Annotated in this window: 19 protein-coding genes; 11 read left to right on the forward strand and 8 right to left on the reverse strand. The window is 43.0% G+C overall.

Translation table 11 applies throughout. From position 1 onward, the window contains the following. Positions 1-223: 223 nt before the first annotated feature. A complete protein-coding gene (locus tag AC07NA_RS18620) occupies positions 224-2581 on the forward strand; it encodes an ABC transporter permease (protein ID WP_494899067.1) in 2358 nt (785 codons plus the stop codon). Positions 2582-2665: 84 nt separating this feature from the next. Here the strand turns inward: AC07NA_RS18620 and AC07NA_RS18625 are convergent, their stop codons facing one another. The 5 genes from AC07NA_RS18625 to AC07NA_RS18645 all read right to left on the reverse strand — a co-directional run bounded on the left by AC07NA_RS18625 (position 2666) and on the right by AC07NA_RS18645 (position 10756). Continuing rightward, complete coding sequence (locus AC07NA_RS18625; RefSeq protein ID WP_494899068.1) at positions 2666-5833, reverse strand: ATP-dependent helicase; 3168 nt, start codon at positions 5831-5833, stop codon at positions 2666-2668. A gap of 844 nt (positions 5834-6677) precedes the next feature. Next, the gene (gene recG / locus AC07NA_RS18630; RefSeq protein ID WP_494899069.1) at positions 6678-8780 is read right to left on the reverse strand and encodes an ATP-dependent DNA helicase RecG; all 2103 of its coding nucleotides are present in this window, start codon (positions 8778-8780) and stop codon (positions 6678-6680) included. A gap of 40 nt (positions 8781-8820) precedes the next feature. Then, complete coding sequence (locus AC07NA_RS18635) at positions 8821-9201, reverse strand: RidA family protein (RefSeq protein ID WP_494899070.1); 381 nt, start codon at positions 9199-9201, stop codon at positions 8821-8823. After that, the gene (locus AC07NA_RS18640; RefSeq protein ID WP_345213105.1) at positions 9198-9341 is read right to left on the reverse strand and encodes a DUF6728 family protein; all 144 of its coding nucleotides are present in this window, start codon (positions 9339-9341) and stop codon (positions 9198-9200) included. The genes AC07NA_RS18635 and AC07NA_RS18640 overlap by 4 nt, the downstream gene beginning before the upstream one ends. Positions 9342-9418: 77 nt before the next feature. Next, the gene (locus tag AC07NA_RS18645) at positions 9419-10756 is read right to left on the reverse strand and encodes an OmpA family protein (RefSeq protein ID WP_494899071.1); all 1338 of its coding nucleotides are present in this window, start codon (positions 10754-10756) and stop codon (positions 9419-9421) included. A gap of 149 nt (positions 10757-10905) precedes the next feature. On the opposite strand from AC07NA_RS18645, the gene AC07NA_RS18650 reads away from it, so the two are divergent. Then, positions 10906-12195 (forward strand): aminopeptidase P N-terminal domain-containing protein, encoded by a 1290-nt coding sequence (locus tag AC07NA_RS18650; RefSeq protein ID WP_494899072.1) that lies wholly within the window; start codon positions 10906-10908, stop codon positions 12193-12195. Positions 12196-12419: 224 nt separating this feature from the next. Here the strand turns inward: AC07NA_RS18650 and meaB are convergent, their stop codons facing one another. Beyond that, a complete protein-coding gene (gene meaB / locus AC07NA_RS18655) occupies positions 12420-13316 on the reverse strand; it encodes a methylmalonyl Co-A mutase-associated GTPase MeaB (RefSeq protein WP_494899073.1) in 897 nt (298 codons plus the stop codon). Between the two features lie 647 nt (positions 13317-13963). Between meaB and AC07NA_RS18660 the strand changes: the two genes are divergently transcribed. The 6 genes from AC07NA_RS18660 (at position 13964) to AC07NA_RS18685 (ending at position 20771) form a co-directional block, all read left to right on the forward strand. After that, positions 13964-15034 (forward strand): glycosyltransferase family 4 protein, encoded by a 1071-nt coding sequence (locus tag AC07NA_RS18660; RefSeq protein ID WP_494899074.1) that lies wholly within the window; start codon positions 13964-13966, stop codon positions 15032-15034. An 18-nt stretch (positions 15035-15052) separates the two neighbouring features. Further along, complete coding sequence (locus AC07NA_RS18665) at positions 15053-15928, forward strand: glycosyltransferase family protein (protein ID WP_494899075.1); 876 nt, start codon at positions 15053-15055, stop codon at positions 15926-15928. Between the two features lie 146 nt (positions 15929-16074). Further along, the gene (locus AC07NA_RS18670; RefSeq protein ID WP_494899076.1) at positions 16075-17019 is read left to right on the forward strand and encodes a hypothetical protein; all 945 of its coding nucleotides are present in this window, start codon (positions 16075-16077) and stop codon (positions 17017-17019) included. A gap of 128 nt (positions 17020-17147) precedes the next feature. Next, positions 17148-18986, forward strand: a complete 1839-nt coding sequence (locus tag AC07NA_RS18675) for an ABC transporter ATP-binding protein (protein ID WP_494899077.1) — start codon at positions 17148-17150, stop codon at positions 18984-18986. Between the two features lie 19 nt (positions 18987-19005). After that, positions 19006-19947 carry a glycosyltransferase family protein gene (locus AC07NA_RS18680; protein WP_494899078.1) on the forward strand — a complete coding sequence of 314 codons (942 nt, stop codon included), beginning with the start codon at positions 19006-19008 and terminating at the stop codon, positions 19945-19947. A gap of 17 nt (positions 19948-19964) precedes the next feature. Beyond that, complete coding sequence (locus AC07NA_RS18685; RefSeq protein WP_494899079.1) at positions 19965-20771, forward strand: DUF5672 family protein; 807 nt, start codon at positions 19965-19967, stop codon at positions 20769-20771. Here AC07NA_RS18685 and AC07NA_RS18690 read toward each other — a convergent pair. After that, positions 20766-21653 (reverse strand): glycosyltransferase, encoded by an 888-nt coding sequence (locus AC07NA_RS18690; RefSeq protein WP_494899080.1) that lies wholly within the window; start codon positions 21651-21653, stop codon positions 20766-20768. The two genes, AC07NA_RS18685 and AC07NA_RS18690, sit on opposite strands and share 6 nt — an antisense overlap. Positions 21654-21722: 69 nt before the next feature. Then, entirely contained in the window at positions 21723-22403 is a 681-nt protein-coding gene (locus tag AC07NA_RS18695) for a porin family protein (protein ID WP_494899081.1), read from the reverse strand. Positions 22404-22522: 119 nt separating this feature from the next. Between AC07NA_RS18695 and AC07NA_RS18700 the strand changes: the two genes are divergently transcribed. From AC07NA_RS18700 to AC07NA_RS18710, 3 genes are all read left to right on the forward strand, one after another. After that, positions 22523-24250 carry a glycoside hydrolase family 3 protein gene (locus AC07NA_RS18700; protein ID WP_494899082.1) on the forward strand — a complete coding sequence of 576 codons (1728 nt, stop codon included), beginning with the start codon at positions 22523-22525 and terminating at the stop codon, positions 24248-24250. Positions 24251-24423: 173 nt separating this feature from the next. After that, entirely contained in the window at positions 24424-24885 is a 462-nt protein-coding gene (locus AC07NA_RS18705) for a ferritin-like domain-containing protein (protein WP_345213118.1), read from the forward strand. Positions 24886-25034: 149 nt separating this feature from the next. Then, positions 25035-25772: an acyl-CoA desaturase gene (locus AC07NA_RS18710; RefSeq protein WP_494899083.1), complete on the forward strand. Its 738-nt coding sequence runs from the start codon at positions 25035-25037 to the stop codon at positions 25770-25772. Positions 25773-25888: the final 116 nt, after the last annotated feature.

Raw genomic sequence — 25888 nt, forward strand, 5'->3', positions numbered from 1 at the left:
AATCCTTTCTCTGTACATTTTAGGTTTGACAACTTTTTGAAAGTTGTCAAACCTGCAACTCCTCCTCACACAACTCACAACACAACTCCCTGTTCATCCCCGTACAATAACCGTTCGTTTCCGAACATTCAAGAGGGTTTAACTATCTATCAACTAACTGTAATTCAAGACATTAAATTAGTGGCATAAATATTATATTTATACTGCTGTTACAGTTGAATCTATGTTTAAAAATTACCTTAAGATAGCCTTTCGCAATTTGCAGCGCAATAAGGGCTTTTCGTTTATCAATATTGCCGGGTTGGCCGTAGGCATGGCCGGTGCCATACTCATCTTCACCTGGATAAAACAGCAGGTGAGTTATGATGATTTCCATGCCAACAAAAATTCGCTTTACAAGGTATGGACCAACTACGATAGTGATGGTGTTTTATACAGTTCCGAAATATCATCGAGCCCGATAGGTGCCGCTTTAAAGGCCAAATATCCGGAAGTAAAGGATGTTGCGCGCATGTATTGGCCCATAGAGCGCTTGTTTAATTATCGTGATAAAGCCATTAAGGCCGATGGTCGTGATGTAGATAAGCCTTTTCTTACCATGTTCAGTTTCCCGCTGATATCGGGTAATGCCGAACACGCGCTGGATGATATAGACGGCGTAGTGATCAGCCAAAGTTTAGCCAAAAAACTTTTAGGCGATGAAGACCCCATGAATAAAATGGTGACCCTTGATGTTAAAGGCGCATACAAGGTTACCGGGGTAATGAAGGATGTGCCTAAAAATTCCGTTTTCAGTTTTGATTACCTGGTATCATTAGCTAAAGGCGCACGATACTATTCGGACCAGCGCTGGGAAAACGGTAATTATCAAACCTATTTGCAGCTTAAACCGGGCGTAAACGAAGCTGCTTTCAACAAAAAAATAAAGAACCTCATTAAAGAAAATGCCAAGGATGCTAAAATGGAACCCTTTTTACATCCGCTCAGCAAATGGCGTTTGTATTCGCGTTTTGAGAATGGCGTAGCCGTAGGTGGTGCCATAGAAGTGGTGCGCTTAGTAGCCATTATAGCCGCGTTGATACTACTTATAGCCTGCATCAACTTCATGAACCTAAGCACCGCCCAAAGCGAAAAACGGGCAAAAGAAGTAGGCGTTCGCCGGGTAATTGGTGCTGGTAAGGGGATGCTGATCAAACAGTTCCTAACCGAGTCAATCGTGATAGCGTTTATTGCAGGAGTGTGTTCTTTATGGCTGGTACAGCTTTGCCTGCCTGTGTTCAACAAACTTACCGGCGAATCGTTAATTATTAACTATACCGACCCTGTGTTTATCATTGGGATTATCGCCTTTATATTATTTACCGGCTTACTGGCCGGCAGTTACCCTGCTTTCTTTTTGTCGTCGTTTAAACCGGTTAAAGTACTGAAGGGCGCGTTTCAGCAGGGCAAAACCGTATTTACCCCTCGAAAAGTATTGGTAGTTGTACAGTTTACAGTGGCCATTGTGCTGGTAATATCAACCATTATTGTTTACAACCAGGTTAAATTTGCGCAGGAGCGCGATAACGGGTATGCTAAAAATAATTTGGTTGATGTAGCTATCGAGGGTGATATCAGGAAAAATTTCGACCTGATAAAAAATGAACTGATCAGCACAGGTGCTGCTACTTCGGTGGCTAAAACCAGCTTTTCGCTCACCATACAGGCAGCTTCATCAACAGGCTATCAGTGGACCGGAAAACCTGACGGCGGACCGGATATCAGCATGAACCGCTTCAACTCCACAGGCGGCCTCATCAAAACAGCCGGACTAAAACTACTGGCAGGCCGGGACATTGATGTGGCCGAATATCCCACGGATACCGCCTCGATCATCATTAATGAAACCGCCCAAAAAATTATGAAGTTTAAGGATGCCGTTGGCCAAACAGTGCGTTATGGCGGCGATACTTTTACTATTGTAGGAGTGTTTAAAGATTTCATCATTGGCTCGCCTTATGGCCAAACCGATCCGATAATTGTGCATGGCTCTAAAACATGGAACTATAATGTGCTCATTCATCTTAACGATCATAACTCAACGGCCAAAAATCTAACACTGGCTACCGGCGTATTCAAAAAATATAACCCGGCCTACCCGTTCAACTACAAATTTGTAGACCAGCTATATGCCCTCAAATTTGCCGATGAGGTGCGCACAGCTACCTTCGCCGCTATTTTTGCGGGCTTAACCATATTTATATCCTGCCTTGGTCTGTTCGGGTTAGCCGCCTACATGGCCGAAAGCCGCGCCAAAGAAATAGGTATCCGTAAAGTGCTTGGCGCAAGCGTGCGCAGCGTGGTGCAATTGCTTACAAAAGATTTTGTAGTACTGGTGGTCATTGCCATCGTTATTGCCACACCTATTGGCTGGTGGGCTATGCATAGTTGGCTGCAAAACTATCAGTACCGCATCAGCCTTAACTGGCTCACCTTTGCAGCAGCAGGCTTAGTGGCTATACTAATAGCCATTGTTACCGTAAGCATGCAAGCCATAAAAGCGGCGCTGGTAAACCCGGTTAAAAGTATAAAAGCGGAGTAAGTTTTAGTTAGGTACAATTAGTTTTGACAACTTTTTAAAAGTTGTCAAAACTACCCGACTTACAACATACAACCCACAACCCCTCTATTCGTTATCTTCCGTAAGTATATCACCCGGTTGCTTAAAATTGCTGCGCACAAAGCGGCACCATTCGCAATCTTCCTTGCCGCAGCCGATGTTAAACTCGTGGTTCATTATTTTTTTGTAGGTAGCAGTAATTTGTTTAGTTACCTCGGCCACGTCCGTAGGTGTAATGTATATTTTTTCTTTACGGTATTCACCCTCATTTACAGGCTCTATAAAGTCAAACTCGGTACTGATCACCTCCCAGTCGCGGGTACGGTCGTTATCTATCAGTATTTTATAGAACACACCTTGTCGCCAGTAATCGCCGCCGATTTGTTCCTCATCATTGGGTATGGCGGGCTGAAATTTATCTTTGGCATATTTGTACTTGCCCGTTTTGTAATCAACCACACTCACCTGTTTGCCATGAAACTCTACCTTATCCAGGCTTCCTTTTATCGGCACACCCGCTACTTCCACATTACGTACCGATAACTCCACAAGGGTTACCTTGTTCCAGGTCACTATGTTTTGTTGGTAGTAAGTTGGCAGTATCTTATCGCCATAATCTAAACGCAGCTTAAACTCTTCCTTAGTGAACGAATCGCGGTTGCGGAACATGAACGCACGGAAATCCTTCATAAAATCTTCTACCGGCGCAAACTCATCGTTGTTCTCTTTCAGCTTTTTAAAGGCACGTCTCAAAGCATCGTGCACCGCCGAACCAAAAGTAAGCGATGGGCTTTTACCCGACGGCACCCTGATCAGGTTCTGGAAATAGAATTTCAGCGGGCAATCAAGGTAGTTGCTAAGGTGCGTTACCGATAGTGTGTAACCTTGCAGCAACCGGTTCACATACTCTTTATCTACCAACTGCACAACAGGCTTATCGGCCTCGTTAAATTGGGTGAGGTAAAAGGCCATCATATCATCACTGCTCAGCTTAGGGTAATTTACCTGTACATCCGTTGCGGCGAGTATCTCGCCAACAAATTGTGAGGCTTCCTGCGGTTTGCCTTTTTTATCTTCGCTGCTATAGGATATGTTCAGGTGCTGCTTAGCCCGGGTAAGCGCTACGTAAAACAAACGGCGCGATTCTTCTTTTTGCGCTTCTTCGTCGTTCGCCGCCTGCATCAATGTATCCGGGTAGCTATAACTGCTGTTGCGCCCTTTGGTATCCCATATTTTTTTGTTGCAACCAATCAAAAACACATGCTCAAATTCAAGCCCTTTTGAGCCATGCGCGGTAAGAAAGTTCACTCCCGTTTCCGAATAGATATATTGGTTAAGATCAAGCCGGATACCGTTCTTCAGCATCAGGTCGAAGGTTTTTATCAGATCGGCCAGCTTGATATCCGGGTCTTTCCGGCTTTCTGCCTTTATAAAATCGAACAGGTTGGTGAGCACTTCCATGTGCCAGCCTTTATCTGTTTGCTGCATTACATAGCGTAAAATGCCCAAACGGGTAACTACCTGTTGAAACAGGCTTTGCAACGTAACACTTAACGATCCTTTAAGCAATTCTTCAATATTGCCTATCAGTTCTTTCATGCTTACGTTCTGCATATTATCAAACAATCCCGGCTGTTTTGGCGAACGGATTTCGGTAAGGTAACGCCGCAGGGATGTTTTAGCTTCGTTACTGGCCGCCGTGCCATAATTATCTTTTGCTACCGCGATACTCGCCTTGGCAATTTCAATAGGCGCTATGTCGAAGAAATCGTAGTGCATTATCTCAAAAAGCAACTCATCGCCGCTGTAAGGCGAATCGAGTTCCATATCGAGGTAACGCAAAATATTGATGATCTTTTCACCAAACGGCAGGGAGAGTATATCGATCTTACGTTTGGTATTTACCGCTATCTTTTTCAGGTCGAGGTAATGCAGCAGCTCTGCAACCTGGTTGTGGTTACGGTAAATTACAGCTATTTCGGCGGGCGGTGTACCATCAGTTACCAGTTGCACAATCTGGTTGGCAATATCCACCACTTCCTGATCGGGATTAGGATATTCGCTGATCACCGGTTCTATACTCGCATCGCTAAAGCGGGGATGCGAAGCGCTAAGGTTTTTATTGAGGTTAAGCTGTGCGGTAAGTCGTTCGTTGTTGTTTTCGATCAGTAACCTCGACATATCCAGTATATGCTGATTTGAACGGTAATTGCTTTTCAATATCACCGTGTGCAGGGTATCCACATAATCGGTAGCGAAATCCAATATATTACGCATGTTAGCGCCCTGGAAACGGTAGATGGATTGATCATCATCGCCTACTACAAACACGTTCGGCGTATCCCAAAAGTTGAGCAGAAACTTTAACAGTTCATTTTGCGATCCGCTGGTATCCTGAAACTCATCCACCAAAATATACTGGTAACGTTCTTGGTAGCGGCGCAGCATATCTTCATTATCACGAAAGGCCTTCAGCACCCAAATGATCATATCATCATAATCGTACCGGCCCTTCTTTTCCATTTTGGCCTGATACAATTCGTATTCGCCAACGGCAGCCAGTAGTTTATCCATGGCTTCCTGCACCTTATCGATATCCTTTTGCTTTACATCGCCAATTTGGATCCCCGCTTTGGCATTCGCCCGTTTGTAGATATACTGATCGCGATTGGGCAAATCTTCCATATACTCGTGTACCGCGTTCTCTATCATCGCGGCATCCCAACCCTCGCTTTTCATGGTAGAGAAAAGCCTTTTCAACCGTGCCTGCTCAAAGTAAATATCACCTGTGAAGCGCTTCAGCAGGTGGTCGTTATGGAATTCGTCTATCAGTTCGCGAAACAATATGGCAGATTCCAGATCAGATAGCGGCTCAAGGTTATGCTTACCAAAATATTCCAGGTTCTCCTGAATAACATCATTACAAAACGCGTGAAAAGTATATATATTAATGCGGTAAGCATCCGGACCAATAAAATCAAACAAACGCTTGCGCATGGCCACTGCGCCGGCATCGGTATAGGTTAAGCAAAGTATCTCGTTGGGGCGGGCATCAGTTTCGGTAAGTATCTTTCCTATCCGGGCGGCAAGTATTTGTGTTTTACCGGTTCCCGGCCCTGCCACCACCAGCACAGGGCCATCCATTTTATTAACAGCGGCCAGCTGTTCGGGGTTTAATGAAGCTAATGCCTGCTGAAATTTATCGTTATATTTATTAAGAGCTGGTTTTTGCATGGTAACGTAAAATTACGCTTTTTTTAGAGGATAGGGGTATTGGTTGGTTGTTAAAACTGGTGACATGGGGAGCGATTGGTCCGTTTTTCATTAGGAATGGTTCTGCTTTATTGAACGTTAGTGGATGTACTTTTTTCTTTTCTCTCAAAAGAAAAAAGTACCAAAAAAGAAAAGTCGCGGCTGCGCAAGGAACTATGTTTGGGTTGTGCTTGAGCAGGGTTTGTGCTAGCCGTTCCTTACGATGCCGCATTTTTGCGGGTATGTTGAGGTTGTGCTTTTGCATAGTTTATCCACAGCCGCTTGGCTCTGGCCAAGTGGCAACTATTACGCGGCGTCCCGCCGCTGTACGATAGATGCGTCTTTAGTAAGTAAGCTGAAAGCTTACGCCATGCTATGTCACGAGTTACGCTGTGCGCTAAACTCGCGACAGCACCTTCAGCTTACTTCGTCAGCAAACAGCTTCGGACGAAAGCGGGCAGAACTTTGGCGGCCTGAAGCGCAAGGACGGGCATAGTGAACTTGTTGCATGCGGGATGGAATAGCGCGGCGAAGCATGGGGCAAAAGTTCCAGCCCAAAGTTCTGCCCGTTTTGCAGCGCAGGAGCCATGTGCGGCAAAGAAGCCTTTTGCTGGACAAGGGTTTTGTTACTTTTGCCCTCAAAAGTAATGGGGCACTGCGCCCACAAGAGCAGACTGACGTCAATTACAGCACAAATCCTTAAAAGGGTAGAAGAAGGCGACGAGATTGCTTCATTCTTCGCAATGACAAGTTTTATATAGAAAGCAAAAACTCGATGGGATTGCTTCGTACCTCGCAATGACAATGGGAAAAATAGTGTTGAGCTTTAGCTAATCTTATCCCAGCTCAAACCACTATTTTTAGTTTGGGTTGCCTGGTGCAATATCTGGTGTTCGGGCTGACTAAGCTGCGGATCCTTTTCGAAGATCTCCTCAACGCATTTACGTACCAGTATCAACAGTTCCTGGTCGGTGGCAATGTTGGCCACTTTAAGATCGAGCACGCCACTTTGCTGGGTGCCTTCAATATTGCCCGGCCCGCGCAGTTGCAGGTCAATCTCGGAGATCTCAAAGCCGTTGTTGGTTTTTACCATGGTATTGAGCCTGATGCGCCCATCGTTGCTCAACTTCTGGCTGCTCATGAGTATACAAAACGATTGCTCGGCTCCCCTGCCCACGCGACCGCGTAACTGGTGCAGCTGCGAAAGACCAAACCGCTCTGCATTTTCAATGATCATAACGGAGGCATTGGGTACGTTCACCCCTACCTCAATTACAGTGGTGGCTACCATTATCTGCGTTTCGCCTTTTATAAAACGCTGCATTTCAAATTCTTTTTCGGCAGCTTTTAGTTTACCATGTACAATGCTGATACGAAACTCAGGCAACGGAAACTCCCTCGACATTACCTCTATCCCATCCTCCAGGTTTTTCAAATCGAGCTTCTCGCTTTCCTGTATCAACGGGTACACTACATATACCTGCCGGCCTTTACCTATTTCCTGCTTCATAAAGCCGAACATCCTCAAGCGGTGCGACTCGTAAAAGTGCAGCGTTTCGATAGGTTTGCGCCCGGCGGGGAGTTCGTCAATTACTGAAACGTCAAGGTCGCCATATAATGTCATGGCGAGAGTACGCGGGATGGGCGTGGCCGTCATTACAAGTACATGCGGTGGTACAACATTTTTGCGCCACAACTTGGCACGTTGCTCTACCCCGAAACGGTGCTGCTCATCTATCACCACCATGCCCAGGTTTTTGTATTGCACGGCATCTTCTATCAGCGCATGGGTACCTATAAGTATTTTGAGTTCACCGTTTTCAAGCTTTTCGTGCAATATGCGGCGTTCCTTTTTAGGGGTCGATCCGGTGAGCAAAGCGGTTTCCACAAAACCATCGCCTACCAAACTTTTTATGGTTTGATAATGCTGCGTAGCCAATATCTCGGTAGGTGCCATAATGCAGGTTTGAAAACCATTATCAATAGCGATGAGCATACTCATTAACGCTACCACCGTTTTACCACTGCCTACATCCCCCTGCAATAAGCGGTTCATTTGTACGCCGCGCTGGGTATCAATCCGTATTTCTTTCAGCACCCGCTTTTGGGCATTGGTAAGCGGGAAGGGTAATTTATCGTGATAGAAATCATTAAAGTATGGCCCTACCTTATCAAATACATTACCCTTAAATTTATGTGTACGGTAAATCTTATTCTTTAACAGTTTATACTGCAAAAAGAAAAGCTCTTCAAATTTCAACCTGTTACGGGCTTCGTTCAGCTTGGCGGCATCATCGGGGAAGTGGATGTTGCGGTAAGCATCCTGCCGGTTCATCAGCCTGTACTTATTGAGTATGTAGGCGGGCAGGTTCTCGTGAATATCTTTAGCATGCTGCTCTAACAACACGCCGATCAGCTTTTGCAGCCCTTTGGTATCTAACTGAAAACTCTTTAGCTTTTCGGTACTGTTGTAAGCCGGTTGCAAGGTCATGTTGCCTTTACGACGCATCGCCTCGGGCGAGTACAGCTCCATCTCCGGGTGCGACATTTGCGCTTTGCCATTGAACGAACCCGGCTTCCCGAAAATGATATAAGCCTTACCTACATGCAGGTTCTTCTCTACCCAGTTGATGCCCTGAAACCATACCAGTTCCATTATACCGGTATCGTCCTGCGCTTGTATCACCAGGCGCTTGCTGCGTTTGTCGCCAATAATTTCTTTATGGGTTAAACGCGCCAAAACCTGCACGTAGGGCAGGTCGGGTTCAATATTTTTTACTTTGTAAAATTGGGTGCGGTCAATGTACTTAAAGGGGAAGTGCCGCAACAGATCTTCGGCATTATGAATGCCCAGTTCTTTTTTTAAAACCTCTGCACGGCTGAGGCCTACACCTTTTAAATATTCAATTGGTGTTTGAAACGGATTCAATGCAGATGGTTATAATTTTTTATAGTACTATATAATTCAGTTAAGCAACAATAGCTGTAACAGTAATTTCAACATTCACATTTTTTGGCAAACCTGCTACCTGCACAGTTTCGCGCGCCGGAAAGTTATCCGAAAAATAGCTGCCATATACTTCGTTCACATGCGCGAAATTGCCCATATCCAACAAAAAGATACTGGTTTTTACCACGTGGCTAAAGTTAAGGCCTGCTTCGGTTAATATAGCGCTGATGTTTTCCATTACCTGCTTGGTTTCGGTTTTAATATCATCAAGCACCAATTCGCCGCTTACCGGGTTAATGGCCACCTGGCCCGATACAAATAATAAACCGCCTGCTTTTACCGATTGGCTGTAAGGCCCTATTGGCGCAGGGGCATTGGTAGTGTTAATTATTGTTTTCATTTTTTTAGTATAAACCAGTCTATCAATTTCCATATAATACCACCCAAAAACATAATAATAGCCGTTGCATTAATTATGTGCATCACCTTTAAATTAAAGTTGGTTGGCCTGTTCGGATCTTTTTTGCGGAAAAAGTACATGCTGCAAAATTAATAAAAAAAAGAAGGCTCCGGGTTATCCGGAGCCTTCCAATATCTCAAATGATATTATTTTTTAATTACTTGCTGAAAGAAACACGACGGTTTAATACACGTCCTTCTTCTGTAGAGTTATCAGCAATTGGGTTAGTTTCACCGTAACCTTTTACTTTCAGTTTTTTAGCTTCAACACCTGAGTTAACTAAATAAGTTTTTACTGAGTTAGCACGATCTTTAGATAAAGAAAGGTTGTGAGCAGCAGTACCTTCAGATGAAGCATAACCTTTAACAGTTACAGTAGCACCGGTTGAACGTAAGTCAGCTGAAGTAGCATCAAGAGCTGGGTAAGAAGAAGTTCTTAATACTGAGCTATCAAATTCAAACTGAATGTTTGAGTAAGCAACACCAACTGAATCCTCTTTAGCAGGAGTTGGGAATACGATAGCGCAACCAGCACCGTCAACAACTGTACCAGCCGGAGTGTTAGGGCATTTGTCAAATTGATCAGATACACCGTCACCGTCTGAATCTTTTTTCAGGTCGCTAACAGCAGTTTCAACTGCAGATACACGGCCTTTTAAAGCTTCAACTTCTTGACGAAGAGCTGCATCATACAACTCATCATACATTAAGGCAACCGGGTTAACCCAATCCAGGTTCGGTTTTGATTTTGAACCTAAAGTGAACTCTAAACCCGCGTAACCGTAAGAGTATCTGTCTTTAGTAGGATATCCTCTTTTGAAACCGTCAAAGTTGTCACCGTCAACAAAGTTGATTGTGTAACCTAAGTTTAAGGCAGTAACATCAGATAATCTGAATTTAACACCAACACCTACAGGGATGATCAGCTCTCTTGCGTATTTTTTATCGCCGCTGTCGCCATAAGTACCTTTGAAATCAACACCGTCAACTTTAGCAGCATACATTGCTAAACCAGCACCTGCAGTACCGAAGAAGTTGATTGAGTTTTTACGGTGTAAGAAATCGATGCTACCAATGTTAACAACACCGCTCAAAGTTCCAGACCAGAACTCAGTTTCGAATTGTTTAGCTGAGTAAACCGGATCGTTAGGATCTAAGTTGTTGTTGTTACCACCAACTTTACCACCGTGTAAGTCTAATTGTAAACCAAATACGTGTGAAAGTTGCTCTCTGAAAGAGATACCGTAGCCTAATTTGATGTCAGCTTTAAGGAAGTCATTGCTGCCGCCTAATGCAGTAAGTGGAGAAGTAACACCACCGTTAACACCAATGCTAAATTTTCTGTACTGGCCAGCACCGCCAAACAATTTGGGAGTAGTAGCTTCAGTCGAAGTTGCTGTCGAGGTTGAATCCGTAGTTTGCGCAGAAACTGCACCAGCTACCATCAAAGAAGCAAAGGATAATGCGACTGTTTTCTTTAATGTAGAATAATTCATAGTTTTAAGATTAAACGATTTTAATTGTGATTTTTTTCAAAAATACTAATTATGTTTGAAACGATAACCAAATTTTGTTCCAAAAATTATAATGGTTAACGCAAATACCACAAAATAGTTTTTTTCTTACAACTAAATATCTCCCCCCGATGAAATATCTACCTATTGATAATGAATTATTTATAATTAATAGAAAAAATTTCGTTTCACGAATTAAGCCACTCTCTATAGCTATATTCCACTCCAATGACGAATATCCACGCAGTGGCGACCAGGCTTTCATTTTTAAGCAAAATCCCGACTTTTTTTATTTATCGGGCATAGATCAGGAGCAAAGTATACTGCTTTTGTTCCCTGATTGTCCTAATATGCAATACAGAGAAGTACTATTTTTAAGACAGACCAGTGAGCACATAGCCGTATGGGAAGGACACAAATATACCAAGGAGGAAGCGCGCGCGGCATCGGGCATTGAAGCGATATATTGGCTGAGCGATATTAATGCGATATTACATAGTATTATTAATTATGCCGAACATATTTATATAAATACTAACGAAAACGACCGTTACGTACACGAGGTGCCTTACCGCGACCTGCGCATGTACACTGATTTAAAGGCAAAGTACCCGTTACATCACTATGAACGATCGGCATTAATACTGCGCGATCTGCGCCCGGTAAAATCGGCTGCTGAAATAGCCCTTACCAAAAAAGCCTGCGAAATTACCCGCGACGCTTTTACGCGTGTGCTTAAATTTACCAAGCCCGGCGTTACCGAATATGAGATAGAGGCGGAAATAATCCACGAGTTTATAAAGCAACGATCTACCGGGCATGCTTACAGCCCTATCATCGCATCAGGTAAAAACGCGATTGTGCTACATTATACCGATAACAACCAGGTTTGCAAAGATGGCGACGTAATACTGTTTGATTTTGGCGCCGAATACGGAAACTATAATGCCGATATGAGCCGATCTATCCCGGTGAGCGGCAAGTTTACTCCGCGCCAGCGCGATGTTTATAACGCGGTGTTAAGGGTAATGCGTGCCGCTACCAAACTATTAGTAGCCGGTACCATTTGGAATGAATACCACGAAGAAGTGGGCCGCATTATGACAGATGAACTGATCGGCCTTGGTTTACTGAAGAAACACGAGGTAGAAAAGCAGGATTCAAAGATGCCATTATATAAGAAATACTTTATGCACGGCACCTCGCACCATTTAGGCCTGGATGTGCATGATTTCGCCAGCAGGTACAAAGCCTTTGAACCCGGCAACATCCTTACCTGCGAGCCGGGTATCTACATTCCCGAAGAAGGCCTGGGCATTCGCATAGAAAACAATATCCTCATCACCACCGATGGCAACATCGACCTGATGGCAGATATACCTGTTGAAGCAGAGCATATTGAGGAGATAATGAATAGTTAGAGGCAAGAGTTGAGAGGCAAGAATCAGGAATTAGCTCTATAATGCTGACGCGCGGCTCCGGCCGAGTGTCCATTATTACCCGGCCTCCGGCCGACCTTTACAATTATTATAATAGGATTGCGGCGGGACGCCGCGGGATAGCAGACACTCGGCCGGAGCCGAGCGTCTGTGTAGTAAATAAAATAATGTGTGTGTCTTGACTCCTGAATCTTATTTCTCAACTCTCAACCTAAGTATTCATCTACAAAGGCATACAAATTAAACTCTTCTTCGGTTAAAGCTGCTGTTAACTGTTGATGAAGTTGTTGCTTATTAATATGCTGCATCCGCTTTTGCTGTATCAGTCTGTACGCTTTTTCAGACAAGAGCATACTTTTACGGTTATTACCTGATTTTTTTGAACTGATAATTAACTCCGCTACTTCATCTATCCCCACATTTTGCGAGGCGATGGTTTTGATAACGGGAATTTCGGTTGCCTTGCTTTGGTGAACTATTTTACGGAGGTTGTTGGCGAAAAGATCGGCATCGGCACGGTCAGCTTTGTTGACGATAAAGGCATCGGCTATCTCCATCAGTCCCGATTTAATGTTTTGGATCTCATCACCTGCTTCGGGCACCAGCACCACCAGCGTAACATCGGCCAAACCGGCTATCTCCACTTCTGATTGCCCAACCCCTACTGTTTCCACAATAATATGATCGAAACCGGCGGCGCGTAAAACATCCGTCATCTCTATAGTTTTGGCAGACAATCCGCCAAGCGAACCACGTGTAGCCAGCGAACGGATAAACACATCCGGATGATTAAAGTGCGAGGCCATGCGGATCCTATCACCTAATAAGGACCCGAAGTTAAACGGCGAAGTAGGGTCAATAGCCAATACGGCCACCTTACTGCCCTGTTTCAATAGGTTATTGATAATGGCATTTACCAGCGTACTCTTGCCCGCTCCCGGCGGACCGGTGATACCTATTATAGTAGTGTCTTTTTTAAACTGTAAGCTTTTAAGTAACTCATCGGCTCCGGCCAGGCTATTCTCAACAATAGTTAAAGCACGTGCCACCTGTCTGAAATCGGAACTATCAATTACCGGCGAATGATGCTTTGTTGCGGCCACGTTTTAATAATGAATGATAAAAGGAATGGCGCAAATAATCTTTGCAGTGTCTTTGTTAACCGAGCTTCAGGCTAAAAATAAACGTGCACTGACCAACAAACGCCATTAAGTACACAAATTTCAAGAAAAATAACGAGAAGACCCGCAGCCCGTAATCTAAAAATCGCTCATTAACGCCTTTGTCCCTAAGATTATCGAACATTCGCATACCAAAAAAGGTGAAAAACAGATAAGAAAAAACAGGAAAGAACAGGAAGAAAATAAGCGGTTGAAAATCTTTAGCTCGTATAGGCATATTCACATTTAATATACCATTATGTAATAACACAATAATAACGAAGGCAATAGTAAAGGATATAAATACCGCTTTTGATACCTTACCTGTATTATTTAGTTTGGAGTAGATGATAAAATTCGCGATAGCAAAAAATAAAATATAGATAAGCTTTATAAGCATTATAGCAGGGTTTCATCAAAGGTAAATTTTTAGTCCATAATATATTTACTGTGCAAAATTCTGTTAACAAATTGGGTAATATAGCGCAAAGTGTACATTGCCTTATGCCGTTAAACACATAGCTATTTTAACAGAACGCATCGGCATAAATATTTTTTTGCCCTATTATTGCATAATTATATAGTTTAATATGGCGCAAAAGCCCAAAGTACTGCTCACGTTCGATTCCATGAAATACCCTAACTCGGGTTTCTTTTACTTTGGTAAAAGCCTGGGCGATGCCTTGCTGCAACAAAACCGGGATCAGTTCGATATTACCTATTACCTGCACAAACGCGCATCGTACCAGTTTGATGGTAAGGTGAAAGTGCAGTACCTCTCTAAACTGCATAAGCTATATTACCCGCAGCGCAACAATTACGATCTGTTTCACTTTACCGATCAGTACTGCCGCCTGCACCCGCAACGCACCGGGGGTAAAAAGATACTCACCATTCACGATATTAACCCGGTTCACGAAAAAACCAAGTCGGCGGCTAAAATAAACAAGCACCTTAATAAGCTACGCAGGTATATTAAACTGTGCGATAAGGTGGTTACCATATCAAACTTTGTGGCGCAGGATATTGTCAGCTACATACCCGAGGCCGCCGAAAAGATACAGGTGATCTATAACGGGGCCGATAGGTTAACAGTTAAGCCCGGCCATACTCCCGCATACGTACCTCAGCGTAAGTTTTTATTTACGATAGGGCATGTATCAGCCAAAAAGAATTTTCATGTACTGCCCGCGTTACTGCACAATAACGATCTGGAATTGGTGATAGCCGGAATTGAAACTCCTTATAAGGATAAGATAATGGCCGAGGCCGCTAAATATAATTGCACCGACAGGGTGATCATTACCGGCCCTGTTAGTGATGATGACAAGGCCTGGTATTATCAGCAATGCGAGGCTTTCGTATTTCCGTCTATTGCCGAGGGTTTTGGTTTGCCGGTTATTGAGGCCATGCATTTTGGCAAGCCGGTATTTTTATCAACCCATACATCGCTGCCCGAAATTGGGGGCGACGCGGCATGGTATTTTGATAATTTTGATGCTGAAGCTATGCAGGCTGTATATAATAAAGGTATAGCCGAATATAACAGCGCCGACCTTACCCCGAAAATAATAGCCCATGCCAACCGGTTCGACTGGAAGGAAACCGCCCGGCAGTACTTACAGTTGTACGCCGATTGCCTGGCCGGTAATGTTAAATAATTAAGCTTAATTTGCTGTATGAAAGTTGCCGGGTTTACCTTTATTCGTAACGCTGTAAAAAACGATTATCCTATAGTTGAAGCTATCACCTCTATTTTACCGCTTTGCGATGAGTTTGTGGTAGCCGTGGGTAATAGCGACGATGGTACCGAAGACCTCATCAAGAACATCAATTCGCCAAAAATAAAGATCGTTAATACCGTTTGGGATACCAACCTGCGCGAAGGCGGGCGTGTATTTGCCGATGAAACCAACAAGGCGCTGGCAGCGATATCGCCCGATGCCGACTGGGCTTTTTATATACAGGGCGATGAATGCGTGCATGAGAAATATCTCCCCCTTATAAAAAAGGAAATGGAGGATAACCTGAACGATAAAAAGGTAGAAGCCCTGCTATTTAAATACACTCACTTTTATGGTTCGTATGATTATTATGCCGAGTCGCGCAGGTGGTATAGGCGCGAGGTACGTATTATAAGGAATGATAAGCATATCCAATCTTTTCGCGACGCGCAGGGTTTCAGGTATGATGACCGTAAGCTGAACGTAAAACTGATAGACGCCTATATTTACCATTACGGCTGGGTAAAGCCGCCCAAAGGTTTACTGCGAAAGGGGGTAAACTTTCGCCAGTTTTATATACCCGATTACGTACCCGACGAAAGCATTATTGAAACCCACGAGTTTGATTACGGCAATGCCGACAGGCTGCTCGCTTTTAAAGATAAGCATCCCGCAGTAATGCAAAAACGTGTGGATGAAGTAAACTGGCCGCTTAACATCGATATGAAGAAAGCCCGCAAACGTTTACCATTCAGGCGAAAGCTGTTGCAGGCTATTGAAGACATTACCGGCTGGCGCATTGGCGAATACAAAAATTACCGGATAATATAATTTGGTTACAATAAAAGCATCTGCATAAAACATTGCTCAAAACAGAGCGTTTAGGAATATTTTACTATTACTGTTGCATTATGCCCTTAACTCACGTTATGGCATATGAATATATGCAGCATTGCATCTACTCACTACATTTACAAATGTTTAAAAAGAAGGCGTTTTTTAGCAAGTACTGGCTAAAATATACAAACAGACCCGGTTACACCCGCTACAAATGGGAATTGGCTAACGATAAGAAAATTCGTTATGCCGATGCCGTTATTGGCAGTCCGCGGCTTACCAATATTAAGCTTATTAAGGCTTTTGCGGCAGCAAGCGGCGAAATTAATTTTAGCCATAGCGGCAATGCCGGCGATGTTATATATGCACTGCCAACCATAAAAAAAATTCAGGAATTAACCGGGGCTAAAATCAACCTGTACCTTACATTAGGGCAGCCTTTGCTGGTTACCGGTTACAAAGAGCATCCGCTGGGCAATGTAATGCTTAATCAAAAAATGGCCGATATGCTTTGCCCCTTGCTCAAAGCCCAGCCTTATATTAATACCTGCGAGGTTTATACAGATCAGCAGATCCATATTGATCTTGATTACTTTCGGGATGGTTTGGTACCTATGGATAAAGGCAATATTGCCCGCTGGTGTGGTTATATAACCGGTATAAATGCCGAATTATGGCAACAATGGCTATTTGTTGAACCCGATACCTCATTTGCCGATACTATTATTATAGCCCGAAGCGAAAGGTACCGCAGCCGTGCAGCCGATTATTCTTTTTTGAGCAATTACAAAAACATAAAATTTATTGGAGTTAAAAGCGAGTATGATGATATAAAACAGTTTATACCTCATATACAATGGATAGAAATGAAAGATTTTTTACAAATGGCACAAACCATTGCCGGTTGTAAATTTTTTATCGGTAATCAATCTTTTCCATTTTCGGTGGCCGAAGCATTAAAGGTGCCGCGTATACTGGAGGTTTCTTTTGACGTTATAAACGTAGTACCTGAAGGCGGCAACGGCTATGATTTCCTTTTTCAGGATCATTTTGAAACATTGGTAGAAATGCTTAACAATAATTAATAGTTAATGGCCTATCCACTAATACAATATAGTGTAATATTATTAACAGCCTGAACATACATGTTTAATTGGTTAACAGTAATTAGCTAATTACTGTTAATTTTGAACTTTTATTTAATTATTTTTTAATGAAGACATATTTCAGGCTTTTATCTTTTGCTAAACCTATCGAGAAATTTGCTATACCATACATCATTTTTACATTGTTGTATGTGGTATTCAGTACCTCTGTGCTGGGTTTATTAGGGCCTTTATTAAACACGCTTTTTCACGTTGGCGCCTGCAAATGTGATCCGCAGGATATCCCGGTAAAAGCGGCGGATATTTCAACTTTTGATGTTTCGGGTTGGTTTAAATACTATACCAATCACTTTATAGCCTTATATGGCGAATGGGGCGCATTAAAGTTTGTATGCGGGGTAATTGTGTGCGCAGTGTTTTTGGGTAACATATTCCGCTACCTTTCTCAACGCATTATGGAAAGCCTGCGTATCCACACCCTTTTAAAAATACGAAAAGCGGTATTCGATAATGTAATGAACCTGCACATGGGCTATTTCAGCAATGAGCGCAAAGGCGATATCATGTCGAAAATAGCTTCGGAAGTGCAAACAGTACAATTTTCGGTAACTGGCACCTTACAGGTCGTGTTTAAAGAGCCGCTGTTGCTTATTGGCTATTTAATATGGTTGTTTGTAATATCGGCCAAGCTTACACTTATCTCTTTACTTATCATTCCTATTGCGGGTTTCTTCATTTCGCGTATTGTTAAAAAATTACGTTCGCAGGCGGTAGCAGCACAAAACTCTTACGCCAATATGATCAGTTATCTGGATGAAGCCTTATCGGGCATCAAGATCATCAAGGCCTTTAACGCTACCGATTTTATCATCAAGCGTTTTGACGATGAGAATATCCGTTTCTCGAAGATCACCCGTGCCATGTCTAAACGTCAGCAACTGGCATCGCCGGTATCAGAAGCGCTTTCGGTTTCTATGATCTCGTTTGTGGTATTATATGGCGGTTATCTCATCTTCAACAAAAAATCCGATCTGGATGCCGGTCAGTTCATTGCATACATCGCACTATTTTCGCAGCTGATGCGCCCTGCCAAAGCTATTGGCGATGCCTTTAGCAACATCCACTCGGGTTTGGTAGCCGGTGAGCGTATCCTGGCGTTGATTGATGAAAAACCACAAATTGTTGACGCGCCGGATGCCGTTGTAGTTGATGATTTTAAAGAAGGTATCCACCTCGAAAATGTATCATTTGCCTACAACGAACGCGAAGTACTTAAAAACGTTAACCTTACCCTGCCAAAAGGTAAAACCATAGCGTTGGTTGGCCCGTCGGGCGGTGGTAAATCAACCATGATGGATCTGTTGCCAAGGTTCATCGAACCAAAAAGCGGACGCATATTGGTGGATGATCATGATATACAACAAATAAAAACGACATCGTTACGCGGCCTGATGGGTTTTGTTAACCAGGAGTCGATACTATTTAACGATACCATATTTAACAACATAGCCTTTGGCAAAATAGGGGTTACACAAGAGGAGGTTGAAGCCGCCGCCCGTATTGCCAATGCCCACAATTTTATTTTAGAAACTGATAACGGTTATGAAACCAATATAGGCGACAGGGGCACCAAACTATCGGGCGGACAAAGGCAGCGTATTTGCATAGCGCGCGCAGTATTAAATAACCCGCCTATAATGCTGCTTGATGAAGCTACATCGGCATTGGATACCGAATCAGAAAAATTAGTACAGGATGCGTTAAACAACCTGATGAAGAACCGTACATCATTGATCATAGCACACCGCTTAAGCACTATACAAAATGCCGATCTGATTATTGTACTTGAGGATGGAACAGTAGTTGAACAGGGAAGCCATTTGGAACTGCTTGCAAACAACGGCCTTTACCGCAGGCTAATTGATATGCAAACTTTTACCGGGTAAATGGCCATAAATTTTAACAATGCGTAAAAAGAGTTTTTTAAGTAAAAATTGGCTGAAATTTACAGATAAGCCTGCCTATAAATTATACAAGTATGAATTTGCCCGCAAAGCGAAAGAGGACCTTTTAAGAGACACCTATCGTTCTTTGCAATTTGCTAACATTAAACATGTAAAAGAGGTTGCACAACTTAATGGCGCGTTAAGTGTTGTACATAGTGGTAATTCGGGCGATATTATTTACGCATTGCCTACTATAAAAAAGATACATGAGCAAACCGGGGCCAAAATCACTTTATACCTGCGCTTAAACCAGCCGCTGGTTTTACCGGCGCATCTTAAGCATCCGCTTGGCAATGTAATGCTGAACGAAAAAATGGCGGAAATGCTGTTTGCTTTATTAAGGCAGCAACCTTACCTGGCAGCATGCGAAATATATAATGGCCAAGCCATCGATATTGATCTTGATGGTATACGTACGCCTTTGTTCCCTACCGATAAGGGCAATATTGCCAGGTGGTGCAGCTATATTACAGGTGCAAATCCTGAACTGTGGAAGCAATGGCTTTTTGTGGAGCCTGATGCTTCATATGCCGATACAATTATTGTTGCCCGCAGCGAACGTTACCGGAATATTTTAATAGATCATTCATTTTTAAACAAATACAAAAACCTTGTATTTGTTGGTGTTGAGAGTGAATACAATGATATAAAGAAACAGCTCCCGCATATTAAATGGGTACCGGTTACCAACTTTTTAGAACTGGCCCGCATGATAGCGGGGTGCAAATTTTTTATTGGCAATCAATCTTTTCCATTTTCTATTGCTGAAGGTTTGAAAATTCCACGTATACTTGAGTCTTCTTTTGATGTAATTAATGTAGTACCTGAGGGCGATAATGCCTACGATTTTTTGTTTCAGGAGCATTTTGAATCATTAGTTGAAGCACTTAATTATAAATAAAGTTTTCAACGTTAAATATGGCAGGTAAGGAAGCGGTTATAATTATACCCTTTTATAAAACAACGCTTACTGCCTATGAAAACATAGCGCTCGACCGTTGTTTTAAAACCTTATCGCGCCATAACATTATCGCTATAAAACCGCGGTCGCTCACCATGCCTGCCGAAACCGGCCAGTACACATTTACGGACGTAGTTAGTTTTGATGACGATTTTTTTGTCAACATACAGGGATATAACCGCCTCATGATGTCTGAGGTTTTTTACGGTGCTTTTCTCGATTATAAATATATACTGATACACCAGTTGGATGTATTTGTATTTAAAGATGAATTACAGGAATGGTGCAGTCAAAACTGGGACTATATAGGTGCCCCATGGATACGGAGCTATATTTACCCTGACTTTGTTAAAAAGCTAAAATGCCAACTTTTAATTTATTACCATAAGCGGGTAAATACGCAAGTAAACGGCGTTCCTATTGATGAGCAATTTTATTACCAGGTTGGCAACGGGGGCTTTTCGTTACGCAACACCCGTAAATTTTACGATCTGTGCCAAAAACTTAAACCACAGATAGCGCTTTACAATAGCCATACAGAACATCAGTATAATGAAGATGCTTTTTGGAGCCTGGAGGTTAACCGTAAAAAAAAGCGGTTAAAAATTCCGGGATATAAGCGCGCGTTACAATTTTCAATTGAGTTTCAACCCGAACGGGCCATGGATATCAATAATAATGTATTGCCTTTTGGCTGCCATGCCTGGGATTTGTACATCGATTTTTGGAAACCGATAATTGAACAGTACGGTTATAAATTATAATGCGTTTCGCTGCTTATAAAGCCTGTAAATGTACCGGTGCAGTTTCCAAAACAGCTTAAAGTGTAAACGTAGCAGGCGTGGGTTGGCCCATAACATTTTATAAGCAGTGCTTATTGGAAAACCAAGTTCAATAAGTTGCTCAACAAACCCCATAAAACTTGACTTTTCGCTATGCGCCCGGTCCTTTTTTGAAAAGCCTTCCGTATCTACCGGTAAATAGCTGCCCCATTTTTTGTGCAGTTTGATGTGGTCAAGCATCCATCCTTTGCTGTAATTGCCTTCCGACAAATGTTCAACTAAAATATCATAAGTTACAGCCACTTTGTAATGCTGCCCTACTGTTAACGAGTAATCAATATCGTATAAATGAAACCCTTTTAAAAGGTGTTCGTCAAACTTATACTTTGCAAAAACTTCTTTAGTTGTTGACAGCCATACACCATCTACGCAGGCTACGTAGCTAAGTTCCTCATTGCGCGGGTTCCGGTTAAAATGTACCGAAGGTTTGTTTGAATATTTATGTACCTGGATAAGGTTTGAGTACTCATTTGCTATGCCCGAACCCGACCATATGGATGGCGACAATGGCTTATATGACCCGCCGATCACCCCGATCAAACCCACTTCCGGGTCTCTGGCAAAAGATTGTACCAACTTGTTCCCCCATCCTACCGACCTGATGATAATATCCTCATGAATAAAACACAATATATTGTATTTTGCTTTTATGGCCGCGGTATTATATACCTCGCAAATACCCTTTTCGCCAAGGCTGTTATCGGTAGCTATTATTTCATACGGCACACCAATTGTGTCTTCTATATTTTTGGCTACCTGGTTTAGCTGAACATTATCAACCGATGATATGATTATGGAGATCATTAAAAAGCATTAAAAAGTCCTTACAAAGTTACTGAATCTTCGTAAGGACTTTTGATAAACACTTAATGGTTAGCGCAGCTTTATACCCAAACCAACCTGGAAAACCTGGTTACGGTAGCGGGGAATATAAGCGTACGGATCGTCGTCGTTAATAAACTGATCGAGCGAGTAACGGGCACGCAGTTCAACATTACGGCTCAAACCAATATTAACACCTAACACACCGCCCAGCAATACATCGTTGCCGGTGTAGTTATAATTATCACGGTAGTTATAGCCATCTACAATAGTTACAAAGCCATTGTTGAAGCTATTACGGCTTGATGTTAAAAACGACACCTGCGGACCGGCCATCAAACTGAACGACCTTGACAGCTTAAATTTCAGGAAAACAGGTACATCAATAAAATTATTCCGCTGCCTGAACTCGCCATCGGGCGTAACGGCACTGTAACCCTTTTGCGAAAACATGATCTCGGGCGTGATGAACAATTGATCGTCGATAGGGATATCGACTGATAGTCCCGCGTGTACACCGGCAATGCTGTTGTAGTTAAAATCGCGCGAGTAGCTGCTCACCAAATTGGTAATGTTGGCTCCGCCGATAATGCTTACCGTAACCCGGTTGTCATCATAATAATTGTTACGTTGCTGGTGCCGTGGCGGCGGCGGACGGCGGGCATAACGGCGCTGCGCGCTCACCTCGCCTGCTACAAGTAGTAGTATCGCGAAAAAGAGAAGTTTTTTCATATCCTATAGTTTTTAATTATAACTGATAGATAGAAACTGAACAGAAAGGTTTATTCGTAATTAATTGGAAGCTTGTAAAACAATTGTTGCAAAAATCAAATTAACCCTACATTTGGGCTATGACAGGATATAAAAGACGCTTACTATATATAATATCAATCATACTATTTAATACTCTGGCCATAAATGCCTTTGCGCAAAAGGAGGAATTTGTACAATCGCTCGACAGGCAAAACCACTGGGTTGATTCGGTATATAACGGCATGACCAAAGCTGAAAGGATAGCCCAGCTATTCTTTATTCGCGCCCATACTAATAAAGGCCGTGCTTATGAAGATTCGGTTGAAATGGTGATCCGTGAGCAGCATGTTGGCGGCCTGGTGTTTTTTCAGGGCGGGCCGGTGAGGCAGGCCAATTTAACCAACCGATATCAAAAGGCATCAGAAGTACCTTTACTGGTATCGATGGATGGAGAGTGGGGTTTGGGCATGCGTCTTGATTCGGCCATTTCATACCCATATCAAATGACTTTGGGCGCCATACAGGATAACACCCTGATATATAAAATGGGGCAGATGATAGCCGCCGATTTTAAGCGTATAGGCCTGCAAATGAACTTTGCCCCCGTGATGGATATCAACAATAACCCCAATAACCCGGTGATCAATTACCGTTCGTTTGGCGATAATCGTTTCAACGTGGCAAAAAAGGGCATAGCCTATTTTAAAGGCATGCAGGATGGCGGTTTGCTTACCACAGCCAAACACTTTCCCGGTCATGGTGATACTAATGTTGATTCGCACTTCGATTTGCCCTTGTTGCCCTTCACCCGCCAGCGACTCGATTCGCTGGAAGAATACCCTTTTCGCGAAGCTATCAAAGCAGGCATCAGCGGTATTATGATAGCCCACATGAATATTCCGGCGCTTGATACCGCCAAAAACCGTCCTTCTACCCTGTCGCGACCTATTATTACAGGCCTGCTGAAAGATTCGTTGAAGTTTGAAGGTTTGGTAGTATCTGATGCTATGGAGATGAAAGGCGTTGTAAAATATTTCCCTAACGGGGAAGCCGATGTACAGGCATTTTTAGCCGGAAACGATATCCTGGAGCTTTCGGTAAACTCCGAACGCGCCATTAAACTGATCAGTAAGGTTTGCCGCAAAAAGAAGATCAATGCCCGTGAGTTTGAGGCCAAGGTAAAAAAGGTACTTACCGCCAAATACTGGGCAGGCTTAAATGATTATAAACCGGTTAACCCGGCAGGCATCATCGCATCCATCAATCGCCCCGAAGCCAAACAATTGATACAGCAACTGAGCGATGCCGCCATCACCTTATTAAAAGGTAATACTCCTGCCCTACGCCTCGATCCAATGCGCAAAACAGCGATAGTAAGCATAGGCATTGATAAACCAACCATCTTCCAGATGGAGCTATCGAAATGGTACCCTAACAGTATGTTGTTCCTGGTAAACAAAAGCACGCCATTATCGCAGCTCAACAATATGCTTATCTCGCTCAAAACTTTCGACCAGGTATACATAAGCATTCACGATACCCGCCTGCGCCCGCAAAGCAAACTGGATTATAGTTCAGATGTTCGCTTTTTGATAGCGCAACTGGCGGCTCAAAAAAATACCGTAACCAGCGTATTCGCCAATGCTTATAGCATTGCAGGTTTACCGGGTATTGAAAAAAGCGGTAGCCTTTTAGTAGGCTACCAAAACAGCGAAGAACTGCAACGCGCCGCCGTAAAGGTTATCACCGGCCAAATGAAACCCACAGGCAAACTACCCGTAAGCGTAAACATGTTTTTCCCTAACGGAACGGGGGTTACGTTGTAGTTGTAAGTTGTGTGTTGCAGGTTGTATGTTTTTAGTATGAAGCCCAATAACCTGCAACTCACAACATACAACTTGCAACTCACAACACCTAAATAATTGAAGATTTATCGAAACAATAATTATTTTCAAAGGTTATTTATTTAACTTTTAAAATAATTTTTAAATCTACTATTATGGAAACCATTGAAAAATCTGCTGAAGTACTAAACGATCTTATCGCTATTAATAACGACCGTATTGACGGTTTTGACCGCGCGAGCAAGGATCTTACCGCCGATGACAACGATCTGAAAAACCTGTTTACCCTGTTTGCACAGGATAGCCGCCGCAACGTGCAGGAGCTTACCGCGGTTGTAGCCCAGTTAGGCGAGCAGCCTGATACCGGCAATACCGTAACAGGCACTATCCACCGTGCATGGCTGGATGTTAAGGCCACCTTTTCAGGTCACGACCGCAAGGCTATTTTAGCCGAATGCGAACGTGGCGAGGACGCTATTAAAAAAGCGTATCAAAATGCCCTTACAGAAGATAACGGCGGACTTTCATCGCAAATTACACAGTTGATCATTGATCAAAAACAAAAGATTGACGAAGGCCACGACAGGATCAAAGCCCTACGCGACAGCGCTGTATAATTAACCCGCAAAATGCGAAAGCCGCCCAAACATACGGGGCGGCTTTTGTATTATATAGAAAGATTTATACGGTAAAAAGCTAATAACCGGATAAAGTTGTATCTTTGTAAGCATTCTAAATAAAATTTTCTATATTATAAATCTCAGTTGTGTATATATTAATTTTCTTCGTCGCACATTGGTTTCTATCCCTGTTCTTCCAAACGTTTTACCTGCACCGCTATGCGTCGCACAAAATGTTCAGCACACATAAATTCAATGAACGCGTATTCCATTTCTTAACTTTCTTTTTCCAGGGTTCGTCATATTTAAACCCGAGGGCTTATGCCATTATGCACCGTGAGCACCACGCTTATAGTGATACCGAAAAAGATCCGCATTCACCACACTTCTTCAGGGATGTTTTCCAGATGATGTGGTATACCGCTATGAGCTACAGGCAGCATGTACGCAAGCTAAAAGAGCCTGAAGAACGCTTTAAAGGTAATACTCCCGAATGGCCGCTGATAGATAACTTCGGTTCGTCTCTTTTTTCACGCTTTATGTTTATGGGCTTGTACACCTGGTTTTATGTAGCCTTTGCTACCAGCTGGTGGATGTTCCTGTTGTTGCCTATTCATTTTATAATGGGTCCATTACATGGCGCTATTGTAAACTGGTGCGGTCATAAATATGGTTACGCTAACTTTAACAACGGCGATAAATCAAAGAATACTACCCCTTTCGACTTTTTGATGCTTGGCGAATTGTTTCAGAACAATCACCATCGTCACCCTAATCAAGCTAACTTCGGCGCTAAGTGGTGGGAGATTGATCCTGTTTACCCGGTTATGAAGCTGATGCATTGGACAAGGCTCATCAAGCTACGAAAACCTGTAGCAGTATAAAAATATTTTAAGCCCTTGCCTATTCAGCAGGGGCTTTTTTATGGGATAACAATTTGTTGTGCTTGAAGTAGAACGATCATTTATGACCATGAAATGAAGGGCTGATAACCCCGCCA

Source organism: Mucilaginibacter sp. GW821-FHT07G05 (genome assembly GCF_059418565.1).

Excerpts from the sequence above, each read along its gene's own strand:
- AC07NA_RS18700 (WP_494899082.1), top strand. The coding sequence starts at position 22,523 with ATGACAGGATATAAAAGACGCTTACTATATATAATATCAATCATACTA.
- AC07NA_RS18695 (WP_494899081.1), bottom strand. The coding sequence starts at position 22,403 with ATGAAAAAACTTCTCTTTTTCGCGATACTACTACTTGTAGCAGGCGAG.
- AC07NA_RS18705 (WP_345213118.1), top strand. The coding sequence starts at position 24,424 with ATGGAAACCATTGAAAAATCTGCTGAAGTACTAAACGATCTTATCGCT.
- AC07NA_RS18685 (WP_494899079.1), top strand. The coding sequence starts at position 19,965 with ATGGCAGGTAAGGAAGCGGTTATAATTATACCCTTTTATAAAACAACG.
- AC07NA_RS18620 (WP_494899067.1), top strand. The coding sequence starts at position 224 with ATGTTTAAAAATTACCTTAAGATAGCCTTTCGCAATTTGCAGCGCAAT.
- AC07NA_RS18635 (WP_494899070.1), bottom strand. The coding sequence starts at position 9,201 with ATGAAAACAATAATTAACACTACCAATGCCCCTGCGCCAATAGGGCCT.
- AC07NA_RS18640 (WP_345213105.1), bottom strand. The coding sequence starts at position 9,341 with ATGTACTTTTTCCGCAAAAAAGATCCGAACAGGCCAACCAACTTTAAT.
- AC07NA_RS18670 (WP_494899076.1), top strand. The coding sequence starts at position 16,075 with ATGTTTAAAAAGAAGGCGTTTTTTAGCAAGTACTGGCTAAAATATACA.
- AC07NA_RS18625 (WP_494899068.1), bottom strand. The coding sequence starts at position 5,833 with ATGCAAAAACCAGCTCTTAATAAATATAACGATAAATTTCAGCAGGCA.
- AC07NA_RS18645 (WP_494899071.1), bottom strand. The coding sequence starts at position 10,756 with ATGAATTATTCTACATTAAAGAAAACAGTCGCATTATCCTTTGCTTCT.
- AC07NA_RS18675 (WP_494899077.1), top strand. The coding sequence starts at position 17,148 with ATGAAGACATATTTCAGGCTTTTATCTTTTGCTAAACCTATCGAGAAA.
- AC07NA_RS18690 (WP_494899080.1), bottom strand. The coding sequence starts at position 21,653 with ATGATCTCCATAATCATATCATCGGTTGATAATGTTCAGCTAAACCAG.
- AC07NA_RS18650 (WP_494899072.1), top strand. The coding sequence starts at position 10,906 with ATGAAATATCTACCTATTGATAATGAATTATTTATAATTAATAGAAAA.
- AC07NA_RS18665 (WP_494899075.1), top strand. The coding sequence starts at position 15,053 with ATGAAAGTTGCCGGGTTTACCTTTATTCGTAACGCTGTAAAAAACGAT.
- AC07NA_RS18660 (WP_494899074.1), top strand. The coding sequence starts at position 13,964 with ATGGCGCAAAAGCCCAAAGTACTGCTCACGTTCGATTCCATGAAATAC.
- AC07NA_RS18680 (WP_494899078.1), top strand. The coding sequence starts at position 19,006 with ATGCGTAAAAAGAGTTTTTTAAGTAAAAATTGGCTGAAATTTACAGAT.